The organism is Aggregatibacter kilianii (genome assembly GCF_003130255.1).
Classification (GTDB): domain Bacteria; phylum Pseudomonadota; class Gammaproteobacteria; order Enterobacterales; family Pasteurellaceae; genus Aggregatibacter; species Aggregatibacter kilianii.
Genome location: NZ_NRCN01000001.1, coordinates 1,043,286 through 1,062,733, shown reverse-complemented (window position 1 = coordinate 1,062,733; position 19,448 = coordinate 1,043,286). Strand labels below are relative to the sequence as shown.

Below are 19,448 nucleotides of genomic sequence, written 5' to 3'. Positions count from 1 at the left end.
CAGGTCTCCCCAAAAACACTTGAGCGTTGTATGGCTAAGCCTCTCGGGCAATTAGTACATGTTAGCTCAATGGCTCGCACCACTTACACACCATGCCTATCTACGTCTTAGTCTTAAACAACCCTTACAGATTTATAATCTGGGAGAACTCATCTCTTGGCAAGTTTCGTGCTTAGATGCTTTCAGCACTTATCTCTTCCGCACTTAGCTACCCGGCAATGCGTCTGGCGACACAACCGGAACACCAGCGGTGCGTCCACTCCGGTCCTCTCGTACTAGGAGCAGCCCCAACCAATTCTCCAACGCCCACGGCAGATAGGGACCGAACTGTCTCACGACGTTCTAAACCCAGCTCGCGTACCACTTTAAATGGCGAACAGCCATACCCTTGGGACCTACTTCAGCCCCAGGATGTGATGAGCCGACATCGAGGTGCCAAACACCGCCGTCGATATGAACTCTTGGGCGGTATCAGCCTGTTATCCCCGGAGTACCTTTTATCCGTTGAGCGATGGCCCTTCCATGCAGAACCACCGGATCACTATGACCTACTTTCGTACCTGCTCGACTTGTCTGTCTCGCAGTTAAGCTTGCTTATACCATTGCACTAACCTGACGATGTCCGACCGTCATTAGCAAACCTTCGTGCTCCTCCGTTACTCTTTGGGAGGAGACCGCCCCAGTCAAACTACCCACCAGACACTGTCCGAGACCACGTTTCGTAATCTTCGTTAGAACATCAAACGTTAAAGGGTGGTATTTCAAGGACGACTCCACAATCACTGGCGTGACTGCTTCAAAGTCTCCCACCTATCCTACACATCAAAATTCAATGTTCAGTGTCAAGCTATAGTAAAGGTTCACGGGGTCTTTCCGTCTAGCCGCGGGTACACCGCATCTTCACGGCGATTTCAATTTCACTGAGTCTCGGGTGGAGACAGCCTGGCCATCATTATGCCATTCGTGCAGGTCGGAACTTACCCGACAAGGAATTTCGCTACCTTAGGACCGTTATAGTTACGGCCGCCGTTTACTGGGGCTTCGATCAAGTGCTTCTCTTGCGATAACACCATCAATTAACCTTCCAGCACCGGGCAGGCATCACACCCTATACGTCCACTTTCGTGTTTGCAGAGTGCTGTGTTTTTAATAAACAGTTGCAGCCAGCTGGTATCTTCGACCGGTTCAACCTTCAGGGGCAAGCCCTTACAATCTACGCCGGCGCACCTTCTCCCGAAGTTACGGTGCTATTTTGCCTAGTTCCTTCACCCGAGTTCTCTCAAGCGCCTGAGTATTCTCTACCTGACCACCTGTGTCGGTTTTCAGTACGGTTTAGATAAACCTGAAGCTTAGTGGCTTTTCCTGGAAGTGTGGTATCGGTTACTTCAGCTCCGTAGAGCCTCGTCATCATCTCTCAGTGTTAAGGAAGTCCGGATTTGCCTAAACTCCCCACCTACCAACTTAAACGACCATATCCAACAGGTCGATAACCTAACCTTCTCCGTCCCCACATCGCAGTTTATCCAAGTACGGGAATATTAACCCGTTTCCCATCGACTACGCTTTTCAGCCTCGCCTTAGGGGCCGACTCACCCTGCCCCGATTAACGTTGGACAGGAACCCTTGGTCTTCCGGCGAACGGGTTTTTCACCCGTTTTATCGTTACTTATGTCAGCATTCGCACTTGTGATACGTCCAGCAAACCTCTCGATTCACCTTCTTCCGCTTACACAACGCTCCCCTACCCAACAGTATTGCTACTGATGCCGCAGCTTCGGTGCTATATTTGAGCCCCGTTACATCTTCCGCGCAGGCCGACTCGACTAGTGAGCTATTACGCTTTCTTTAAATGATGGCTGCTTCTAAGCCAACATCCTAGCTGTCTAAGCCTTCCCACTTCGTTTCCCACTTAATATAGACTTTGGGACCTTAGCTGGCGGTCTGGGTTGTTTCCCTCTCCACGACGGACGTTAGCACCCGCCGTGTGTCTCCTGAGTATCACTCTTCGGTATTCGCAGTTTGCATCGGGTTGGTAATCCGGGATGGACCCCTAGCCGAAACAGTGCTCTACCCCCGAAGGTGTCCGCTCAAGGCTCTACCTAAATAGATTTCGGGGAGAACCAGCTATCTCCCGGTTTGATTGGCCTTTCACCCCCAGCCACAAGTCATCCGCTAATTTTTCAACATTAGTCGGTTCGGTCCTCCAGTTAGTGTTACCCAACCTTCAACCTGCCCATGGCTAGATCACCGGGTTTCGGGTCTATACCTTGCAACTAATCGCCCAGTTAAGACTCGGTTTCCCTTCGGCTCCCCTATTCGGTTAACCTCGCTACAAAATATAAGTCGCTGACCCATTATACAAAAGGTACGCAGTCACCCTTGCGGGCTCCCACTGCTTGTACGTACAAGGTTTCAGGTTCTATTTCACTCCCCTCACCGGGGTTCTTTTCGCCTTTCCTTCACAGTACTGGTTCACTATCGGTCAATCAGGAGTATTTAGCCTTGGAGGATGGTCCCCCCATCTTCAAACAGGATATCACGTGTCCCGCCTTACTTGTCGTTAGCTTAGTACCATAACCTGGACTTCGAGTACGGGGCTATCACCCTGTGTCGCTGTGCTTCCCAGCACATTCCTCTGTCTCTGTCATTATCACTAACAGGCTCCTTCGCGTTCGCTCGCCGCTACTAACGAAATCTCGGTTGATTTCTTTTCCTCGGGGTACTTAGATGTTTCAGTTCTCCCGGTTCGCCTCATTATCCTATGGATTCAGATAATGATAGTGGGTTCTTCACCCACTGGGTTTCCCCATTCGGACATCTTGGATTAAACGCCTCTTATCGACTCATCCAAGCTTTTCGCAGATTAGCACGTCCTTCGTCGCCTCTGATTGCCAAGGCATCCACCTTGTACGCTTTGTCACTTAACCATACAACCTCAAGTATTCTTATAATTAATTCAATTTCATAAACTTAAAAGTTAATTTAAATCTAAAATCCACTTAAAATCACAACATTGAATCGAAAACACTTAACGTCGCTAAGCAGTAACAGTTAATTTATTAAGAGCAATCGCCTTTTATCAATTACTCTCACTCAGACTTTCTTGAAAGTCTCGTTTTCAGCTTGTTTCCGGTTTGTTAAAGAACAGGTTTTATAAAGAAGTTTCTTTCTTTATCATCATAGTTAAATTTATTGACTTGATACCCTTACATCTACTTATTTGGACCACAAATAACTTATCTACTTTAAGTAAAAAAGAAGATAAGAATGGCATTTCTTAATAACGTGTATGCAATAAACTTAACTATGACGATATTGGTGGAGATAAGCGGGATCGAACCGCTGACCTCCTGCGTGCAAGGCAGGCGCTCTCCCAGCTGAGCTATATCCCCAATCATATCCTTTGGTTTTCACTCATACATAGTGCTTTTGATATATTGAAAGTTAACTCACAATGAAATTAATCTACCAAACTCACCAGTCTAAGTGGTGGGTCTGAGTGGACTTGAACCACCGACCTCACCCTTATCAGGGGTGCGCTCTAACCACCTGAGCTACAGACCCAACAGGATTTTTTGTCTTCTATAGTGTTCTGACTCTGTCTACAATCATCAGCCAAACTGTGTGGACACTTAAGTTCGTCTTTCGGTAAGGAGGTGTTCCAACCGCAGGTTCCCCTACGGTTACCTTGTTACGACTTCACCCCAGTCATGAATCATACCGTGGTAAACGCCCTCCCGAAGGTTAAGCTATCTACTTCTGGTACAACCCACTCCCATGGTGTGACGGGCGGTGTGTACAAGGCCCGGGAACGTATTCACCGCGACATTCTGATTCGCGATTACTAGCGATTCCGACTTCATGGAGTCGAGTTGCAGACTCCAATCCGGACTTAGACGTACTTTGTGAGATTCACTCCACCTCGCGGCTTCGTCGCCCTCTGTATACGCCATTGTAGCACGTGTGTAGCCCTACTCGTAAGGGCCATGATGACTTGACGTCATCCCCACCTTCCTCCGGTTTATCACCGGCAGTCTCCTTTGAGTTCCCGACCTAATCGCTGGCAACAAAGGATAAGGGTTGCGCTCGTTGCGGGACTTAACCCAACATTTCACAACACGAGCTGACGACAGCCATGCAGCACCTGTCTCATGGTTCCCGAAGGCACTCTCATATCTCTACAAGATTCCATGGATGTCAAGAGTAGGTAAGGTTCTTCGCGTTGCATCGAATTAAACCACATGCTCCACCGCTTGTGCGGGCCCCCGTCAATTCATTTGAGTTTTAACCTTGCGGCCGTACTCCCCAGGCGGTCGATTTATCACGTTAGCTACGGGCACCAAGCTCAAAGCCCAATCCCCAAATCGACAGCGTTTACAGCGTGGACTACCAGGGTATCTAATCCTGTTTGCTCCCCACGCTTTCGCACATGAGCGTCAGTACATTCCCAAGGGGCTGCCTTCGCCTTCGGTATTCCTCCACATCTCTACGCATTTCACCGCTACACGTGGAATTCTACCCCTCCCTAAAGTACTCTAGACCCCCAGTCTGAAATGCAATTCCCAGGTTAAGCCCGGGGATTTCACACCTCACTTAAAAGTCCGCCTGCGTGCCCTTTACGCCCAGTTATTCCGATTAACGCTCGCACCCTCCGTATTACCGCGGCTGCTGGCACGGAGTTAGCCGGTGCTTCTTCTGTGATTAACGTCAATCGTGATGCCTATTAAACATCACGCCTTCCTCGTCACCGAAAGAACTTTACAACCCGAAGGCCTTCTTCATTCACGCGGCATGGCTGCGTCAGGGTTGCCCCCATTGCGCAATATTCCCCACTGCTGCCTCCCGTAGGAGTCCGGGCCGTGTCTCAGTCCCGGTGTGGCTGGTCATCCTCTCAGACCAGCTAGGGATCGTCGGCTTGGTAGGCCATTACCCTACCAACTACCTAATCCCACTTGGGTTCATCCTATGGCATGTGGCCCGAAGGTCCCACACTTTCATCTCTCGATTCTACGCGGTATTAGCGACAGTTTCCCGTCGTTATCCCCCTCCATAAGCCAGATCCCCAAGCATTACTCACCCGTCCGCCACTCGTCAGCATAAGTACAAGTACTTACCTGCTACCGTTCGACTTGCATGTGTTAAGCCTGCCGCCAGCGTTCAATCTGAGCCATGATCAAACTCTTCAATTCAAAAAGTTTAATCGCTCAATACTGCTAGCTAATTAATCTATCTATAAATAAACGATTGTTTCGTAGCACTATTCAGTTCAATTTTAAAATTCTTTTAAAAACGAATCTTCAAGTGCCCACACAGTTTGTCTGATTGATTGTTAAAGAACAAAAAACGACGCGCTGTTTAGTGCTTTACAACGGCGCGTCGTTGTGGGGGCGTATTATAGGCTTTTATTCAACCCTTGCAAGCATTTTTTTACAAAAAATTTAAAAATCTTTTTGATTGCTAATAAATTGAACTGATTGATAATTCCCTAGTCTATACTAAAGCAAATCAATAATTAAAATCCCATAGGACAAACCTATCAATCTCATTGTGTGAAACACTGCCCGATAGGGCATTTTAAGGTTGCTTTCTCTATAAAGTGCAGTTATATTTTTACTGATCTTTTGCCATTATCTCAGAATGGCTCAGCGTAACAAATCAACTCATTTTTCCATCTCAAAACAAGGAATACATTATGACTAACCAGTTAGACTCTCTTCGCCAACTTACCGTTGTCGTTGCCGACACCGGCGACATTGATGCCATTAGACAATATAAACCGGAAGACGCCACTACTAATCCATCTTTAATTTTAAGTGCGGCCGCGCTTCCGCAATATGCGTCATTAATTGATGAAGCCATCGCTTATGGTAAACAACAAAGCCAAGACAAAGCGCAACAATTGATTGATGCGGAAGATAAATTGGCAGTAAATATCGGCTTAGAAATCCTGAAATTAGTGCCGGGTCGTGTTTCTACCGAAGTGGATGCCCGTCTTTCTTACGACACCAACGCCACCGTAGTGAAAGCCAGAAAACTTATTGCGCTTTATGAAGCGGCAGGCATCAATAAAAATCGTATCCTAATTAAAATTGCATCCACATGGCAAGGTATCCGAGCTGCGGAAATTTTAGAAAAAGAAAGCATTAACTGTAACCTGACTTTACTATTCTCCGAAGCACAGGCTCGTGCTTGTGCGGAAGCCGGCGTTTACTTAATCTCGCCGTTTGTGGGGCGTATTTTAGACTGGTATAAAGCCAACTCCGATAAAAAAGAATACGCACCGGCAGAAGATCCGGGCGTGATTTCCGTCACCAAAATTTACAACTACTACAAACAATACGGTTACAAAACCGTGGTCATGGGTGCAAGTTTCCGCAATGTCGGTGAAATCATTGAATTAGCCGGTTGCGACCGTTTAACTATTGCGCCGCCATTGTTGAAAATCTTACACGAAACACCAAACGCCGTGGAGAGAAAACTCAATTTCCAAGGCGAGGTACAAGCCAAGCCACAACCGTTAACCGAAGCCGAGTTCTATTGGCAGCATAACAGTGATGCCATGGCGGTGGAAAAACTGGCAGATGGTATTCGTAAATTTGCCATTGACCAAGGCAAATTAGAAGATATGTTACTTTCTAAATGGTAAAGGTTTGTACCCTATGAATTGAGCAAAAGTGCGGTGGAAATTTTCGGTATTTAAAAACACTGAAAAATCTGACCGCACTTTTTTATGAGCCCATCAAAATTATTGCAATATTGACATCTAATCAGGAGGCACAATGTCTAATCGTCAACAACTCGCTAATGCAATCCGTTTTTTAAGCATGGATGCCGTACAAAAAGCTAAATCCGGTCACCCGGGTGCACCGATGGGAATGGCGGATATCGCTGAAGTGTTATGGCGTGACTTCCTACGCCATAATCCAACCAACCCACAATGGGCCAACCGTGACCGTTTTGTATTGTCTAACGGCCACGGTTCCATGCTGATTTATAGCTTGTTGCATTTAAGCGGTTACGATGTATCCATTGAAGATTTAAAACAATTCCGTCAATTACATTCCAAAACACCGGGACACCCTGAATTTGGTTACACACCGGGCGTTGAAACCACCACAGGCCCACTAGGTCAAGGTATTACTAATGCGGTCGGTATGGCAATTGCAGAGAAAACCCTTGCAGGCCAATTTAACCGTGACGGTCACAACATTGTGGATCACTATACTTATGCGTTCTTAGGTGACGGTTGCTTGATGGAAGGGATTTCTCATGAAGCTTGCTCTTTAGCGGGCACCCTTGGTTTAGGCAAATTAATCGCTTTCTATGATGACAATAACATTTCCATTGACGGCCATGTTGACGGTTGGTTTACCGATGACACACAAAAACGCTTTGAAGCCTACGGTTGGCAAGTAATTCCGGCAATCGACGGCCACAACCCGGCGCAAATTATTGACGCCATCAAACAAGCGCAAGCAGAAACCGGCAAGCCGACATTAATTATTTGTAAAACGATTATCGGTTTCGGTTCACCAAACAAATCTAACTCTCACGATTGCCACGGTGCACCATTAGGTGATGAAGAAATCGCATTAACCCGCAAGGCACTAAACTGGGATTACGCACCGTTTGAAATTCCGGCAGACGTCTATGCGCAATGGGATGCGAAAGCAAAAGGTGCGGAGTTAGAAAAAGCATGGCATGAGAAATTTGCCGCGTATGCGAAAGCTTATCCGGAATTGGCCGCTGAATTTACCCGTCGCATAGAGAAAAAACTGCCGGCTGATTGGGCAAAAGAATCTCAAGCCTTCATTGACCATTTACAAGCTAACCCGGCAAGCATTGCAAGCCGTAAAGCATCACAAAATGCCATTGAGGCTTATGCTAAAGTGTTACCGGAATTACTCGGCGGTTCCGCCGACTTGGCAAGCTCCAACCTCACCCTTTGGTCCGGCTCCAAACCAATTCGCGCGACTCAAAACGTTGGCGGTAACTACCTCAACTACGGCGTACGTGAGTTCGGTATGGCGGCAATCATGAACGGTATTGCGCTTCACGGTGGTTTCATTCCTTATGGCGCAACCTTCTTAATGTTTATGGAATATGCCCACAACGCGATTCGTATGGCGGCATTAATGAAACAACGTAGCTTGTTTGTATTCACCCATGATTCCATCGGTTTAGGCGAAGACGGTCCAACCCACCAACCGGTTGAACAAACCGCAACGCTACGCCTCATTCCGAACCTAGAAACATGGCGTCCTTGCGACCAAGTAGAATCTGCAATTGCTTGGAAAGCCGCGATTGAAAGAACCGATGGCCCAAGCGCATTAATTTTCACCCGTCAAAATCTTCTTCAAATGGACCGCACTTCTGAGCAATTAGCTAATGTGGCGCGCGGCGCTTACGTGTTAAAAGACTGTGCCGGCACACCGGATCTGATTTTCATTGCGACCGGTTCTGAAGTGGAATTGGCGGTGAAAGCAGCAGAGCAATTAACCGCAGAGGGTAAAAAAATTCGTGTGGTTTCTATGCCGAGCACCAATGTGTTTGATAAACAAGATGAAACTTATCGCGAATCTGTTTTACCTGCGGCAGTGACAAAACGTGTTGCGATTGAAGCAGGTATTTCCGATTTCTGGTACAAATACGTTGGCTTCAATGGTCGTATCGTTGGTATGAACAGTTTCGGTGAATCCGCACCGGCAGACCAATTGTTCAAACTCTTTGGCTTCACTGTAGATAACGTTGTTGCCAAAGCGAAAGAAATTCTCTAATTTCTGACCGCACTTTAACGTAAAAAAACCATCTCATAGGAGATGGTTTTTTTATTACAGATTATTATTTGTAAGGCTCTTTGTATTTCGTAAATAAAAATTATTCAGCCGTGAACTCTTGGCAAATTAACTCTGTCTAAAAGCTGAATTTCATTTGTCATGGACAGGAGAATACTATGAAATTATTAAAAACCACTTTAATTACCACCTTGGCTTGCGCGTTAGCAACAATCTCACCTCAAGTCTTAGCGAAAAAAAGCAAAGGTGCAGACGAAGTCACAAAAATCACCTATAGCTGTAAAGACAGCAAAAACTTAGAAGTTGTTTTTATCAATGCGGGTAACAGCTCTTATGCCGTTATTAACCAAATGGATGAAATGATTCCTATGGAACTAATGAAAATGGCTTCTGGCACAAATTATCAAGCAATCAGCAAAAATTATACCTATAAACTTTATACCAAAGGCAAAACTGCAGATTTAGTTGAAGGGGATGATAAACCGGTATTAAGTGAGTGTGTTGCAGGTTAAAACACCAACGTACATTAACAATAAGCTCCCGTATTCGGGAGCTTATTTATTTCTGTTCAAACAGGCTGAAAACTAGGCTCTTACAGCGATCGCTTCAATTTCCACACCAACGTCTTTTGGCAAACGAGCAACTTCCACGCAAGAACGTGCCGGGAAGCTCGGGTGATTATTTTCTTTGAAAAAACGTTCATATTCTGCATTAACTGCAGCAAAATCATTGAGATCTTTTACAAAAACCGTGGTTTTTACAATGTGGGCAACACTCAATCCCGCTTGTTCAACAATAGCTTTAATATTCTCTAAAGATTGACGGGCTTGTGCAACGATCTCTTTCGGCACTTCGCCGGTTGTCGGATTAACGGGAATTTGTCCGGACGTGAGAACCAAATTGCCTAAATCAACAGCTTGTACATAAGGACCAATGGCTGCGGGTGCTTTATCGGTATGAATTACTTTAGTCATTTTTTCTCCTTAATTTAACGTTATCTGATTGTCGGTAATTCTACGCCGAAATAAGGGGAATGTCAGTTTTCTCGGGTGCTATTTTAGTTAAATTCCTGAGGTTCAGACCCCACATAATCGGCGAATTCATCAGAATGAAACCCATGCGATAACATATATTGCCAGATTTTCTGTTTCATCTTCGGCGGTTGTTTTTCCATGTAATTGGGAAATTTTTTGCGCAACTGGTTTAACGCCAACGCAGACCAATCAATATCACATTGACTAAGAGCCACGTCAATGGTTGCACTTTCCACGCCTTTTAGTTGACGCAATTCCTGTTTGATTCGCTGCAAACCATAGCCACGCTGTGAACGACTGTGCAAATAACTTTCGGTAAAACGCTGATCATTTTGCCAATTTTTTTGTTGGCAGTGGGCAATGGCTTGTTCAATCTCCTCCTCGGTAAATGCCTTTTCTTGCATTTTGCAACGTAATTCAAATTCGCTATATTCCCGTCGTGACAGTAAATTCATCACATAACCTAATGCTAACGAAGACATATCCCGCCCCTTGCATTTTTACATCCGGAGATAACAAAAGTGCGGTCATTTTTGACCGCACTTTTTAGGATAACGCATTTATTCAAAATCACTCTCGATATTGCCTTGCGCTTCGTTGTCCGAGTCAGCCGTAATGGCAGATTCCGGGTGGGCCAATAACTCATCACGCAACGTACTTTCAATGATTTTCGCTTGTTCAGGGTTATCTTTTAACCATTTCATCGCATTGGTTTTGCCCTGACCGATTTTCTCATTCTGATAAGCATACCACGCGCCAGCTTTACTGATCAGCTTGTGTTTCACACCTAAATCAATCAGTTCGCTTTCTTTAGAAATACCTTCGCCATACAGAATTTGGAAGTCCACTTGACGGAACGGCGGTGCGACTTTGTTTTTCACCACTTTCACACGGGTTTCATTTCCCACCACTTCATCACCTTCTTTAATAGCCCCCACACGGCGAATATCCAAACGTACGGACGCATAGAATTTAAGTGCGTTACCGCCGGTGGTAGTTTCCGGATTACCGAACATCACGCCGATTTTCATACGGATTTGGTTAATGAAAATCACCAAGCAATTCGCATTTTTAATTTGGCTGGTTAATTTACGCAAGGCTTGGGACATTAAACGCGCTTGCAAGCCCATGTGCGAATCCCCCATATCACCTTCAATTTCGGCTTTCGGGGTTAATGCGGCAACCGAGTCAACGATAACCACATCCACAGCACCGGAACGTACTAATGCATCACAAATTTCTAGGGCTTGTTCGCCGTTATCCGGTTGAGACACCAATAACTCTTTCACATCTACACCTAATTTAGACGCATAAATCGGATCTAACGCGTGCTCCGCATCAATAAAGGCACAGGTTTTACCATTTTTTTGTGCCTCGGCAATCACAGAAAGGGTTAAGGTGGTTTTACCGGAAGATTCCGGCCCGAAGATCTCAACAATACGTCCCATCGGTAAACCACCGATGCCTAATGCCAAATCAAGACCAAATGAACCGGTGGAAATCGCTTCAATATCCAATTTTTGGCTGTCGCCTAATTTCATGATGGCGCCTTTACCAAATTGTTTTTCGATTTGACCTAACGCGGCGTCGAGCGCTTTTTGTTTTTCTTCTTGAGTTGCCATTTTTTACCTCGGGAAAATCATTATCAAAATTTTCGCTTATGATAACTGTATCAATATACAGTATCAAGTGAAATTTTGATCTTTTTAAAAATAATGTGACACCACTTCCAAAACACAATTATTTTGCGTTTTATTCTGCTTGAGACATGATGTCTTCTATACTTTCTTGTAATGCCAACCAGTCAACTTCTACCTCTTCCAACTGCTTTTTCACCTGTACCTGTTCGGCTAAAAGTGCGGTCAATTTTGCTTTCATTTCTACGTCGTACAAACTCGGATCCGCCAAATCCGTTTCAATCTGCTGTAATTGCGTACCCAGTTTTTCCATTTGATTTTCCAGCTGTGTCGCCTGTTTACGCAGTGGCGCCAGTTGTTGCCGCAATTCTGCCTCTTTGCGTTTTTGCTCTTTACGATTAGCGGCAGAATTTTCATTTTCGCTGAACTCATTTTGTGCTTTTATCACTGCTGGCTGTGCATTCTGCTCGTTCAGCCACTTCTGATAATCCGCCAAATCCCCTTTAAACTCTTCCACCTGTTTATCGTGCACCAAATAGAATTCATCCACGGTATTGCGCAACAAATGGCGATCGTGCGATACCAATACCAAAGAACCTTGATAATCCACCAACGCTTCGGTTAGCGCCTGACGCATATCCAAATCCAAGTGGTTGGTCGGTTCATCCAGCAACAGTAAGTTCGGGCGTTGCCACACAATGAGCGCCAATACCAAACGCGCTTTTTCACCACCGGAAAAAGACGCCACCGGTTGATTGACTTTGTCGCCGTGAAAGGCAAATCCACCTAAATAATCACGTAACTGTTGTTCTGTTTGCTGTGGCGCTATTTTTTGCAAATGCCACAAGGCGCTTTCATCCGCGCGTAAGGTATCTAATTGATGTTGTGCGAAATAGCCTAACTGCACGCCTTTTGCCAATTGAATCGTGCCGCCGGTCGGGGGGATTTCGCCTGCCAATAATTTAATTAAGGTAGATTTTCCTGCACCATTTTTACCGAGCAAACCAATACGTGAACCAGGCACCAGATTCAGTTTAATTTTACTTAAAATTTCCACCGAACTTTCGCCCAAACCATACCCGACAGAGGCATTTTCCATCATTAACAAAGGGCTTGGCAGGGAGAGCGGCTCACGAAATTCAAAATGAAACGGATTATCCACATACGCTGGTGCAATTTTTTCCATGCGTTCCAATGCCTTAATACGGCTTTGCGCCTGTTTAGCCTTGGTGGCTTTGGCTTTGAAACGGTCAATATAACGCTGTAAGTGATCGATTTTCAGTTGTTGCTGGCGATACATGCCATTCTGTTGAGCCAATTTGGTTGCCCGTTGCAATTCAAAAGAAGAATAATCGCCCGTGTATTCATTGAGCTTTTGTTGTTCAATATGCAAAATCTTGCCGACAATCGGGTCTAAAAAGTCGCGATCGTGCGAGATCAGAATTAATGTGCCCTGATATTGTTTTAACCAACGCTCCAACCAAATCACGGCGTCTAAATCCAAGTGGTTGGTCGGTTCGTCAAGCAATAACAAATCAGAACGGCAAATCAAGGCTTGAGCCAAATTCAAGCGCATCCGCCAGCCGCCGGAAAACGCCTTGACCGGCTGTTCCAATTCTGCTTGAGTAAAGCCTAAACCGTGTAATAACTCGCCTGCACGGGCTTCTATCGTCCATGCATCAATGGTCTCTAACCGACTGTGCAAGGTGGCAATGGCGTTGCCGTCATTCTCGGCATTTGCTTGCTGTAACGCCTGTTGTAAACGGGTATATTCGCGATCCCCCTGAATGACATAATCAATGGCGCGACAATCTAGCGCAGGTGTTTCTTGATTCACCCACGCCAGCGCCCAATTTGACGGAAAAGACACCTCACCGCCTTCGGCGCTCATTTCATTTTTCAATAAAGCGAATAAGGAAGATTTTCCGCAACCGTTTTTGCCGACTAAGCCGACTTTCTGACCCGGATTGATGGTGGCATTGGCGTTTTCGAGGAGCGTAGTCAAGCCCCGTTTTAAGGTTAAATTTGTGAAAAAAAGCATTGGTTTATAACGAATTTAATATAAGATATCAGTTCATAAAAATATGCGCGTTATTTTCCACTTTTTTATCGGAGTTGCCAATGTTTGATTCTCTCGTCGTTCAATTTGTAGTGCTATGGGCGGTTATTGACCCAATCGGCTCCATCCCTGTCTATTTAACCAAGACAGTTGGGTTATCAGTGGAAGATCGTCACAAAATCGCACGTAAAGCCGTTATGATTTCCGCCGGCATTTTGATTTTCTTCCTGCTTGCCGGGCAAGCCTTATTAGAAGCCATGCAAATCCCTCTCACCGCCTTCCAAATCGCCGGCGGATTGGTGTTATTGCTGTTTGCCTTAACCATGATTTTCGGCGAAGGCAAACCGGAACAGGAAATGAGACTCTCGTCCAATCTAAACGAACTGGCGGTTTACCCGTTGGCTGTGCCATCCATTGCCTCACCCGGCGCCATGATGGCGATTGTGTTGCTCACCGACAATCACCGTTTCAGCCTGTTCGACCAAACCATGACAACGCTAATCATGTTGTCCGTCCTGTTAATCACCTATTTCTTATTCCTCGCGGCAAACCGTATTCAACGCTGGATCGGCAACACCGGTGCAGCCGTGATTAGTCGAGTCATGGGATTAATTTTGGCAGCCGTTGCGATTAATAATATGTTGGTGGGAATTCGTGATTTCTTTACGCAGATGAGTTAATTAATCGATTTGTTTTCTATAAAGTGCGGTCGAAATTTAAAATGAATTTTCACCGCACTTTTTATTTGACTCCGGCTTTTGCCTTTAAACAAAAAAGCGGCTTTAACGCCGCTTTTGTTTTTATGTGAAATAGCTTACTTCGCGCCAATAAACCCAATGGCGTCATACACTTTCGCTAATGTTTCTTGTGCGCGGGCTTTGGCTTTTTCCGCACCTTCTTTGGCGATTTGAAGGAGTAATTCCTCGTTATTGCGGAAATGATGGTAGCGTTCTTGCAACGTGGTCAACATGGCAGAAACTTCGTCGGCGACAGCACCTTTGAGGTGACCATACATTTTGCCTTCAAATTCTTGCTCAAGTTCTGCGATGGTTTTGCCGCTCACGCCGGAGAGAATGTCGAGAAGATTGGACACGCCCGCTTTATTTTTCACGTCATAACGAATCACCGGCGGCTCGTCGGAATCGGTTACCGCACGTTTGATTTTCTTCGCGACCGCTTTCGGGTCTTCTAATAAGCCGATAACGTTGTTGCGGTTTTCGTCCGATTTAGACATTTTCTTTTCCGGCTCTAGCAAGGACATAACGCGTGCACCTGCTTTCGGGATGAACACTTCCGGCACTGCAAAGTGCGGTCCGTATAACGCATTAAAACGTTGCGCGATGTCACGAGTGATTTCCAAATGTTGTTTTTGGTCTTCGCCTACCGGCACTTGGTTGGCTTGGTAAAGCAAAATGTCTGCCGCCATTAACACCGGATAAGTGAACAAACCGACGTTGATATTTTCTGCATAACGGGCGGATTTGTCTTTAAACTGGGTCATACGGCCCATTTCGCCAAAATACGTGTAGCAATTTAATACCCAAGCCAACTGCGCGTGTTCCGGCACATGAGATTGAATGAAAATCGTGGATTTTGCCGGGTCGATGCCACAGGCTAAATACAATGCCAACACGTCCAAGGTGGCTTTGCGTAATGCCGCCGGATCTTGGCGCACGGTGATGGCGTGTTGATCCACGATACAGAACAGGCATTCATAGTCATCCTGCATTTTCACCCACTGACGCAACGCACCGAGGTAGTTACCGATAGTCAATTCACCTGATGGCTGTACGCCGCTGAACACGATAGGTTTGGTCATTTTTACATCCTTAATTTTTAAATCTTATTATTGATAGCGCAAGCGTCCACGCTTGTGCTGTAGCCAAAATTAAATAAAGGCACAAACGTGGACGTTTGCGCCATCCATTCAGAAGAATCAATCAAACAAGCGTCAATAACTCCGCGAAATCCTCAAACACCCAATCCGGATGGGATTCAGAGATTGGAATGTTGTAGTTGTAACCGTAGGTTAATCCCACCACCGGGCAACCGGCATTATGAGCGGCAATAATATCATTGCGGGAATCGCCGACAAACAGCACTTGTTTCGGATATAAACCAAATTTGCCGCATAAATAGAACAATGGGCCCGGGTGCGGTTTGATGGCCGGTAACGATTGTCCGCCTAACACTTCATCGAATAACTCTTCAATGCCGAAAGCCTTCAACACCGGGCGGGTGTGTTGGGTCGGTTTGTTAGTAACGACAGCCAGACGGTAGCCTTTGGCTTTAAGTTTCTGCAAGGTGTCTTTTACGTTAGGGAATAAACGGCTACGGTTGCAGATATTTTCGCCGTAAAAGACATTAAAACGCTCTTTTAATGTAGCAATTTGTGCGTCCGTCAAGGTTTTGCCCGATTGTGCCGTTGCCCATTCTAACGCGCGGGCAATTAAAATCTGCGCGCCATTGCCAATCCAAGTGAGCACCAACGCTTCAGGCGCTTGTGGCAAATCGAATTCTGCTAACGCTGAATTTACGGATAGCGCCAAATCAGGCAAGCTGTCCACCAAGGTGCCATCCAAATCAAAACCAATTAATTTAAACTGTCCTGTCATGCTTATTTTCCTACTGCGGCTAACTGTTGACGCATTTCATCAATGACTTTTTTGTAGTCCGGTTGATCGAAAATCGCCGATCCGGCAACGAACATATCCGCACCCGCGCGGGCAATTTCTGCAATATTGCTGACTTTCACGCCGCCATCCACTTCTAAGCGAATATCCAATCCGCTCTCATCAATGCGTTTTCTTGCCTGTTTGAGTTTATCCAAGGTCGCCGGAATAAAGGATTGCCCGCCAAAACCCGGATTTACCGACATCAGCAAAATGACATCCACTTTGTCCATCACATAATCCAAATAACTTAACGGCGTGGCAGGGTTGAACACCAAACCGGATTTACAGCCGTTATCACGGATAAGTTGCAAAGTGCGGTCAATATGCTCGGAAGCTTCGGGGTGAAAAGTAATGTAGTTGGCGCCGGCTTTGGCAAAGTCGGGGATAATGCGATCTACGGGCTTCACCATTAAATGCACGTCAATCGGCGCAGTGATACCGTAATTACGTAACGCCCTACAAACGGCAGGGCCGAAGGTCAGATTCGGCACATAGTGGTTATCCATTACATCAAAATGAATCACATCACCACCGCACTTTAAGACATTTTCCACATCTTCGCCCAAACGCGCCAAGTCAGAGGAAAGAATGGAAGGAGCAATTAAATAGGGTTTCATAGGCACCTCACTGGCTATTAAAAATTGCCTTATCTTACTACGATACAGCCCGATTTTTAAGAAATTATTCGGCGCAGAACGGCGCAATATCGCATTTTGACGCGATTCAAGGTAAACTAGGCGCAATTTTTTTCGATTTATTATTTTTTTATGCGTTTATTTATTTCTTTACTCATTGCGGTGTTATTGCTGTTCCAATATGATTTTTGGTTCGGCAAAAACGGTTATTGGGATTACAAAAACACCACCAAAGAAATTGCCGTACATCAACAGGAAAACGAAAAACTTTCCCAACGAAATCAAATTATTGCCGCAGAAATCAAAGATCTCAAAGAAGGGGTGGATGCCATTGAAGAACGGGCGCGTTCGCAACATGAAATGGTGAAACCAAACGAAACTTTCTATCACATCGTCAAAGAACACAAATAATGACCTCAAATCGCAAGATTATCGCCGTTGTGCCGGCAGCCGGCGTTGGCAGTCGGATGCAGGCGGACAAACCGAAACAATACCTTCATATTCACGGACAACCCATTTTGCAGCACACCTTAAACGTGCTCCTGTCTTATCCGCACATCAGCCAAATCGTGTTGGCAGTGGCTGCCGATGATCCTTACATTGCACAACTTAATCTGGCACAAAACCCGAAAATTACGTTGGTTGAAGGTGGAGAAACCCGTGCTGATTCGGTGTTAAACGGATTAAAAGCGATACAAAATACCGGCACGGATGTTTGGGTAATGGTGCATGATGCGGCACGTCCTTGTTTAACCCACGGCGATTTAGACAAATTACTTGAAATTAATGATGACAACGGCGCGATTTTGGCGATTCCGGCGACGGATACCATCAAGCGTGCCCTACCTTCACAACAAATTGCCCACACCGAAGTTCGTAGCCAGCTTTGGTTAGCGCAAACACCACAATTTTTCCGTGCGGAGCTATTACGAAACGCGTTAATCCACGCCCAACAGCAACAACTTGCCGTGACTGACGAAGCCTCTGCCATGGAACTCGCGGGATTTCAACCGCACTTGGTGGCGGGACGTAGCGATAATATTAAAGTCACCCGCCCGGAAGATTTGGCGTTGGCGGAATTTTATTTAATGAGGAAGACAAAATGATACGAATCGGCCATGGTTTTGATGTTCACGCTTTCGGCACCGACAATCCGCTCATTATCGGCGGCGTCACCATTCCCTTTGACAAAGGCTTTATCGCCCATTCCGACGGCGATGTGGCGCTCCATGCGCTGACCGATGCCTTACTCGGCGCAGTGGCCCTGGGTGACATCGGCAAGCTGTTCCCCGACACGGATATGCAATACAAAGGCGCAGACAGCCGCGTGTTATTACGGGAAGCGTACCGCCAAGTACAGGAAAAAGGCTATGTTTTAGGCAATGTGGATGTGACCATCATTGCGCAAGCACCGAAAATGCGCCCGCATATTGACGCCATGCGCGCCCTGATCGCACAGGATTTGTCTGTCGACATCGAACAAGTCAACGTCAAAGCCACCACCTCGGAAAAACTTGGCTTTACCGGTCGCGGTGAAGGCATTGCCTGCGAAGCCGTGGCATTGTTGGTACGCAAACCATGATGGACTTAGCCTATCTGCAAAAAACACCGCCAAAACAGACCGCACTTTTAAAAGCGGAATGTGCAGATTTTGTGGTCAAAGAACAGCTCGGCTACGACATGAGTGGCGATGGCGAATTTGTTGCCGTGAAAGTGCGCAAAACCGATTGCAACACCTTGTTTGTAGGCGAACAGCTGGCAAAATTCGCCGGTATTTCTGCCCGCAACATGAGCTACGCCGGTTTGAAAGATCGCAAAGCCGTTACCGAGCAATGGTTTAGTCTGCAAATGCCTGGACAGCCAACGCCGGATTTCAGTCAATTTTCCCTCGAAGGGGTAGAAATTCTGGAAGTCACCCGCCACCAACGGAAAATTCGTATCGGTAGCCTACAAGGCAATCATTTTGAGATTTTGCTCCGCAACGCCGAAGAAACCGATGAACTCAAAGTGCGGTTAGATTTTCTGGCAAAAAACGGCTTCCCGAATTATTTCACCGAACAACGTTTTGGCCGTGATGGCAATAACTTAACGCAGGCGTTACGCTGGGCAAACGGCGAGATTAAAGTAAAAGATCGCAATAAACGTAGCTTCTATCTTTCTGCTGCACGCAGTGAGGTTTTCAACCTTATTGTGGCCAAGCGTATTGAACTTGGCTTGGCGCAGCAGGTCTTACATGGTGATATTTTACAACTTAACGGCTCGCACAGTTGGTTCGTTGCTAACGAATCGGAAGAGTTGGCAAAACTGCAACAACGCTTAGTACAGCAGGATATTTTGCTTACCGCGCCACTTATCGGCGAAGAAGATAAAAGTGCGGTCGATTTTGAAAATGAAATTTTTGCCCAACATCAAGCGTTGTTTGCTTTAATGCGACAAGAACGGATGAAAGCGGCACGGCGCCCAATATTAATGCAGCCACAGCAATTCCAATGGCAATTTGAGCCAAACGGCTTGCGCTTGAAATTTTATTTACCGGCGGGCAGTTACGCTACCGCTTTGGTGCGCGAGCTGGTAAATATCACCAACGAATAACAAAAAGAAAAACAGGAAAAA

At 46.0% G+C, this 19,448-nt stretch carries 15 protein-coding genes, 2 tRNA genes and 2 rRNA genes; 8 read left to right on the top strand and 11 right to left on the bottom strand.

Annotated elements, in window-relative coordinates; genetic code table 11:
• Nucleotides 1-30: 30 nt before the first annotated feature.
• The 4 genes from DK428_RS04925 to DK428_RS04910 form a co-directional block, all read right to left on the bottom strand.
• Nucleotides 31-2,927: ribosomal RNA gene (locus tag DK428_RS04925) — 23S ribosomal RNA — on the bottom strand.
• 389 nt (nucleotides 2,928-3,316) lie between these two features.
• Nucleotides 3,317-3,392: transfer RNA gene (locus DK428_RS04920), tRNA-Ala, on the bottom strand.
• A 95-nt stretch (nucleotides 3,393-3,487) separates the two neighbouring features.
• Nucleotides 3,488-3,564 (bottom strand) — tRNA-Ile (locus DK428_RS04915).
• A gap of 85 nt (nucleotides 3,565-3,649) precedes the next feature.
• Nucleotides 3,650-5,189, bottom strand: a 16S ribosomal RNA gene (locus DK428_RS04910).
• The 16S and 23S rRNA genes sit together here with 2 tRNA genes alongside, the layout of an rRNA operon.
• Before the next feature lie 503 nt (nucleotides 5,190-5,692).
• Between DK428_RS04910 and tal the strand changes: the two genes are divergently transcribed.
• From tal to DK428_RS04895, 3 genes are all read left to right on the top strand, one after another.
• The gene (gene tal, locus DK428_RS04905) at nucleotides 5,693-6,646 is read left to right on the top strand and encodes a transaldolase (RefSeq protein WP_109064944.1); all 954 of its coding nucleotides are present in this window, start codon (nucleotides 5,693-5,695) and stop codon (nucleotides 6,644-6,646) included.
• Nucleotides 6,647-6,779: 133 nt separating this feature from the next.
• Nucleotides 6,780-8,777, top strand: coding sequence for a transketolase (gene tkt / locus DK428_RS04900; RefSeq protein ID WP_109064943.1), 1,998 nt, complete (start codon nucleotides 6,780-6,782; stop codon nucleotides 8,775-8,777).
• A 176-nt stretch (nucleotides 8,778-8,953) separates the two neighbouring features.
• Entirely contained in the window at nucleotides 8,954-9,307 is a 354-nt protein-coding gene (locus DK428_RS04895) for a c-type lysozyme inhibitor (RefSeq protein WP_109064942.1), read from the top strand.
• A 72-nt stretch (nucleotides 9,308-9,379) separates the two neighbouring features.
• On the opposite strand, the gene DK428_RS04890 is transcribed toward DK428_RS04895, so the two are convergent.
• From DK428_RS04890 to DK428_RS04875, 4 genes are all read right to left on the bottom strand, one after another.
• Nucleotides 9,380-9,769: a RidA family protein gene (locus DK428_RS04890; protein WP_005704798.1), complete on the bottom strand. Its 390-nt coding sequence runs from the start codon at nucleotides 9,767-9,769 to the stop codon at nucleotides 9,380-9,382.
• A gap of 83 nt (nucleotides 9,770-9,852) precedes the next feature.
• Nucleotides 9,853-10,311 carry a recombination regulator RecX gene (gene recX / locus DK428_RS04885; RefSeq protein WP_109064941.1) on the bottom strand — a complete coding sequence of 153 codons (459 nt, stop codon included), beginning with the start codon at nucleotides 10,309-10,311 and terminating at the stop codon, nucleotides 9,853-9,855.
• Between the two features lie 78 nt (nucleotides 10,312-10,389).
• On the bottom strand, nucleotides 10,390-11,451 hold the full coding sequence (recA, locus tag DK428_RS04880; RefSeq protein ID WP_109064940.1) for a recombinase RecA: 1,062 nt from the start codon (nucleotides 11,449-11,451) through the stop codon (nucleotides 10,390-10,392).
• 130 nt (nucleotides 11,452-11,581) lie between these two features.
• The gene (locus tag DK428_RS04875; protein ID WP_109064939.1) at nucleotides 11,582-13,507 is read right to left on the bottom strand and encodes an ABC transporter ATP-binding protein; all 1,926 of its coding nucleotides are present in this window, start codon (nucleotides 13,505-13,507) and stop codon (nucleotides 11,582-11,584) included.
• Between the two features lie 80 nt (nucleotides 13,508-13,587).
• Here DK428_RS04875 and DK428_RS04870 point away from each other — a divergent pair, with 80 nt between their 5' ends.
• Entirely contained in the window at nucleotides 13,588-14,205 is a 618-nt protein-coding gene (locus DK428_RS04870; protein WP_005702353.1) for a MarC family protein, read from the top strand.
• A 134-nt stretch (nucleotides 14,206-14,339) separates the two neighbouring features.
• Here the strand turns inward: DK428_RS04870 and trpS are convergent, their stop codons facing one another.
• The 3 genes from trpS to rpe form a co-directional block, all read right to left on the bottom strand.
• Entirely contained in the window at nucleotides 14,340-15,344 is a 1,005-nt protein-coding gene (gene trpS, locus DK428_RS04865) for a tryptophan--tRNA ligase (RefSeq protein ID WP_109064938.1), read from the bottom strand.
• Between the two features lie 121 nt (nucleotides 15,345-15,465).
• The gene (locus tag DK428_RS04860; RefSeq protein WP_109064937.1) at nucleotides 15,466-16,140 is read right to left on the bottom strand and encodes a phosphoglycolate phosphatase; all 675 of its coding nucleotides are present in this window, start codon (nucleotides 16,138-16,140) and stop codon (nucleotides 15,466-15,468) included.
• Nucleotides 16,141-16,142: 2 nt separating this feature from the next.
• On the bottom strand, nucleotides 16,143-16,817 hold the full coding sequence (rpe, locus tag DK428_RS04855) for a ribulose-phosphate 3-epimerase (protein ID WP_109064936.1): 675 nt from the start codon (nucleotides 16,815-16,817) through the stop codon (nucleotides 16,143-16,145).
• Between the two features lie 150 nt (nucleotides 16,818-16,967).
• Between rpe and ftsB the strand changes: the two genes are divergently transcribed.
• From ftsB to truD, 4 genes are read left to right on the top strand one after another with little or no spacing between them, the layout of a single operon-like run.
• The gene (gene ftsB, locus DK428_RS04850; protein WP_005702369.1) at nucleotides 16,968-17,246 is read left to right on the top strand and encodes a cell division protein FtsB; all 279 of its coding nucleotides are present in this window, start codon (nucleotides 16,968-16,970) and stop codon (nucleotides 17,244-17,246) included.
• Complete coding sequence (gene ispD, locus DK428_RS04845) at nucleotides 17,246-17,941, top strand: 2-C-methyl-D-erythritol 4-phosphate cytidylyltransferase (RefSeq protein ID WP_109064935.1); 696 nt, start codon at nucleotides 17,246-17,248, stop codon at nucleotides 17,939-17,941. The genes ftsB and ispD overlap by 1 nt, the downstream gene beginning before the upstream one ends.
• Nucleotides 17,938-18,417, top strand: a complete 480-nt coding sequence (gene ispF / locus DK428_RS04840) for a 2-C-methyl-D-erythritol 2,4-cyclodiphosphate synthase (protein ID WP_109064934.1) — start codon at nucleotides 17,938-17,940, stop codon at nucleotides 18,415-18,417. Before ispD ends, ispF begins: the two co-directional genes overlap by 4 nt.
• On the top strand, nucleotides 18,414-19,427 hold the full coding sequence (gene truD / locus DK428_RS04835; protein ID WP_109064933.1) for a tRNA pseudouridine(13) synthase TruD: 1,014 nt from the start codon (nucleotides 18,414-18,416) through the stop codon (nucleotides 19,425-19,427). The genes ispF and truD overlap by 4 nt, the downstream gene beginning before the upstream one ends.
• Nucleotides 19,428-19,448: the final 21 nt, after the last annotated feature.